Source organism: Opitutales bacterium (genome assembly GCA_013215165.1).
Taxonomy (GTDB): domain Bacteria; phylum Verrucomicrobiota; class Verrucomicrobiia; order Opitutales; family JABSRG01; genus JABSRG01.
This window is the reverse complement of record JABSRG010000127.1, coordinates 1-2889: the sequence shown is the minus strand read 5'-3', so window position 1 is coordinate 2889 and position 2889 is coordinate 1. Positions and strand designations below refer to the sequence as shown.

General features: G+C 50.2%; 3 protein-coding genes. All 3 read right to left on the bottom strand.

The window, feature by feature from the left end; all coding sequences use genetic code 11:
• Positions 1-307: 307 nt before the first annotated feature.
• On the bottom strand, positions 308-1336 hold the full coding sequence (locus tag HRU10_15260; GenBank protein NRA28591.1) for a methionine synthase: 1029 nt from the start codon (positions 1334-1336) through the stop codon (positions 308-310).
• A 25-nt stretch (positions 1337-1361) separates the two neighbouring features.
• Complete coding sequence (locus HRU10_15255; GenBank protein NRA28590.1) at positions 1362-2357, bottom strand: DUF1852 domain-containing protein; 996 nt, start codon at positions 2355-2357, stop codon at positions 1362-1364.
• A 369-nt stretch (positions 2358-2726) separates the two neighbouring features.
• On the bottom strand, positions 2727-2873 hold the full coding sequence (locus HRU10_15250) for a hypothetical protein (GenBank protein NRA28589.1): 147 nt from the start codon (positions 2871-2873) through the stop codon (positions 2727-2729).
• Positions 2874-2889: the final 16 nt, after the last annotated feature.

The window sequence follows — 2889 nt, the reverse complement described above, 5'->3', positions numbered from 1 at the left end:
CGATAGCGACAACGAGACGAGATACGAAAACCGCTGGAGGGCGGTGCTTTGTCGCCGCCGGTGGCCTGTTGCTTGGGTGGTCGTTCCAACCGATACGCAACCCGCGAGCCGACAGAGCGGCTCAACAACAAAAGAGGCAGTTGGGGCAATCTCCCCGCTGTTTCAATTGCACCCCGATCCACACCGCAGGGGGTGAGGCGACAGAGCGCCTCAGCTACAATCGCCGGAGCCGAGGAGTGACAACCCGAAAAAAAATCATCGGCACAGACCAAATACTACTCATTGAAACCAAAGACCTGTATATCTATCAGGCCGAGAGTTCCTTCCTCACGATCTCCGCACCGGCGCGAAGCGCGTTGAGCTTACCCCTTGCTAGCTCGCGGGGAATGGGTGCCATGCCACAATTCGTGCACGGATACAATTTATCGGCATCCACATATTTAAGCGCTTCTCGCAGTGTCGCAGCCACTTCTTCGGCTGTTTCGACCTGGTCGCTCGCCACGTCGATCGCTCCGACCATCACCTTCTTGCCGCGGATCAATTCGATGAGTTCCATGGGCACGTGAGAGTTGTGGCATTCTAAGGAGACCATATCGATGTTCGACTCTCTCAGCTTTGGGAACACCTCTTCATACTGACGCCATTCAGAGCCTAGGGTCTTTTTCCAGTCAGTGTTCGCCTTGATACCGTAGCCGTAGCAGATATGGACTGCTGTTTCGCACTCAAGGCCCTCGATTGCGCGCTCAAGGCAGGCGATGCCCCAAGCATTTACTTCCTCAAAAAAGACATTAAATGCGGGCTCATCAAATTGGATGATATCCACACCGACCGCTTCCAGTTCCTTGGCCTCTTGATTGAGGATCTTAGCAAATTCCCAGGCCAGTTTTTCTCGGCTTTTGTAATGCGCGTCGTAGAGCGTATCCACCATGGTCATCGGTCCTGGCAGCGCCCACTTGATTTGCTGATCCGTTTGCTGACGCAAAAATCGGGCGTCCTCGACGAAGACAGAGTTTGGCCGACTCACAGGACCAGTAACTGTAGGCACACTCGCCTCATAGCGATCGCGGATTTTTACAGTTTCTCGCTTTTCAAAGTCCACACCATCCAGGTGCTCAATAAAAGTCGTAACAAAGTGTTGGCGTGTCTGCTCACCATCACTGACGATATCAATTCCGGCCTGACTCTGCTCGTGCAATATGAGGCGCAGGGCATCCTTTTTACCATCGAGGAGTTGATCCCCTTCAAGTTTCCAAGGAGACCAAAGTTTCTCCGGCTCAGCGAGCCAGGACGGTTTCGGCAAGCTACCGGCAGTCGATGTGGGGAGTAGTGTTTTCATGATAAATATGTCCTTAAATCCGTGACTACACTGCGTAGTTTTCGGACCAATGGTTGAGGATTGATTGATAGGGTTTGATGAAATGCTCCTCGGCGAACGCACCCTGGACCGTCGCCAGCCTGCTTCGCTCCTCGCGGTCGTATACGATCTGGGTCAGTGAGTGGTCTGATTGAGTCAGGCTCGGCTTGAATTGGACGCCTGCTACCGAATTCGCGTTATAGATCTCCGGACGATAGATCTTCTGAAAAGTTTCCATCGTGCTGATGGTGCCAATCAACTCCAGATTTGTGTAATCGCCGAGCAAATCTCCAATGTAGTAGAATGCCAAGGGAGCCACACTGTCGGCAGGCATGAAATAGCGTACCTGCAGACCCATTTGTTTAAAATACCGCTCCGTCAAAGATGTCTCATTTGGAACGTACTCGACTCCTAACACAGGATGCCGGTTTTCCACGCGACAGTAGGTCTTACTCTCCGAAACACTCAAACAGATCACCGGCAGTTTTGGGAAATTCTCTCTGTAAGCATCGGACCTAAGGAAATCTCTAAAAAGCTTACCGTGTAGGGCACCAAAATCTTCGGGAACTCCAAAACTAGAACGCCCCTCGTTGTATCGGCGGAGCAAGATACTAAAATCGTAGTCACGCACATAGGAGGAAAAATTATTCCCGACTATGCCCTCGAAAGACTTGCCGGTCTTTTTATCGAGTATGCGCGGCTTCAATATCTCTATAGACGGAAATGCCTGACCCTTACCCTCGATGTCCACATCGACCGAAATAATATCCAGCTCAACCGAGTAACGATCACGCCTTGGATTGTCCCAATGGGCCATTGAATTGAAGCGCTTGTCCACCATTTCAAGCGCATTGCGCAAATTTCTTTCCCGGTTCTCCCCCCGGGCCAAATTGGCAAAATTGGTCGTGATCCGCGTGTTGCTCGCAGGGCGATAGTCCTCATCGAAACGAATGCTATTTATGGAATACGCAAAATCGACCCGCTCTTCATCAAAGCGGCTTATCTCATCAGTAAGGGTCTGGCTCTCAATCACGGTCTATCTTTCTTCGTTAAAGTAGTTACCAAAAGTGTTTTGAGGCACTCGCCCTCAATCGGACAAGCACCCCGGTAAATTCCTTAAGTCGCAAAGGATACCAGAGCCTTTCGAGAAATAAAAATGGTCTTTAATCATGAATCTATGAGCCAAAATCATAGATTCGTCTAGCCGATCTTTGAATCGCAAAAGATAGGTACTGCCTCCACAGGACGGCAAGAGCATCAGCAATCGTAGTCTGAGATAGGTCTCCAGCAAAGCCGATAGTTTTGCCTCCAGTCGTTGCCTTTGGGGATTCGACAGCTTGCGCTACCGAGTCTGCTTTTCGAGCGTTGATTATTACGGACGCTCCTTCATTCCCAGTGATTCGGCGATAACAAAACCAATGCCTTCTGTGCTCCCGGTAATGAGAGCAGTCTTATCGTTTATTAACTCGCTAATATAATACATGACTTTCACCCATGCATCATTCATCCTTTCAGGCATGGAAAAACGAGATGCT